1 protein-coding gene is annotated in these 733 nt (G+C 55.9%); it reads right to left on the reverse strand.

All coding sequences use genetic code 11. The annotated features are described in order from the left end of the window. On the reverse strand, positions 1 to 458 hold a 458-nt coding region (locus tag NRB16_RS28820; RefSeq protein ID WP_257107555.1), incomplete at its 3' end, for a transposase. Positions 459 to 733: the final 275 nt, after the last annotated feature.

The following is a 733-nucleotide window of genomic DNA, read 5'->3' on the forward strand; positions in this document are numbered from 1 at the left end:
ACCACGCAGGGCAGTACGGCCTGTTTGATACGGCGCCGGTTGTCATCACGTTGTTGATGCAGGTTGCCACGCAAGTTGACCAGTTCAAGCAGGACTTCGCGTTCCTCGTCAGGCTTGGCGAAACCCTTTTCCTCCAGGCTGGAGGCGAACATGGCCAGCATTTGCGCGTCGATCGGGTCCGTCTTGGCGCGCTTGCCCATGGCCAGCGCGAACTGGCGTGAGCGGACAGGGTTGATACGCTGGACCTTGAACCCGGCATTAGCCAGCAGCTTTACCGACAGTCTCTCGTAACCCCCGGTGGCCTCAACAAGAACACGTTCAACCTGATGGGCGCTGAGGTACTCAGCGATGCTGGCGAGACCTTCTTCGGTGTTAGGCACGCAGAGATCATCTGCTTTGGGAAACAGTGCGACCTGCAGCGTGGCCTTGGAAACATCAATTCCGGCATAGGCGGACATGAGTAAAACCTCTAGGATAAAGAGTGAGAGGCGCTTTGGCCTGGCTCACGCTTGTTGTTCGAGGTCGGACTCAGTCAACTGTTCGAGCTTTGAGCCAAAGCGGGAAGAGTGGATGGCAGCTTGGCTCCCACACGTGCTCTGGGCACCGCGAATGGTCAGCTTGCCATCCACCCCTCTCACCCCAGACATTACCCTGATCAAAGACACAAGCCAATTCATTCGCGAAAAACCTCTATTCCTTAAAACCAAAAAAGACGCCGAAGGGGCTTTTTGTT

The sequence above is a fragment of the Pseudomonas sp. LJDD11 genome (assembly GCF_024584215.1).
Lineage (GTDB): Bacteria > Pseudomonadota > Gammaproteobacteria > Pseudomonadales > Pseudomonadaceae > Aquipseudomonas.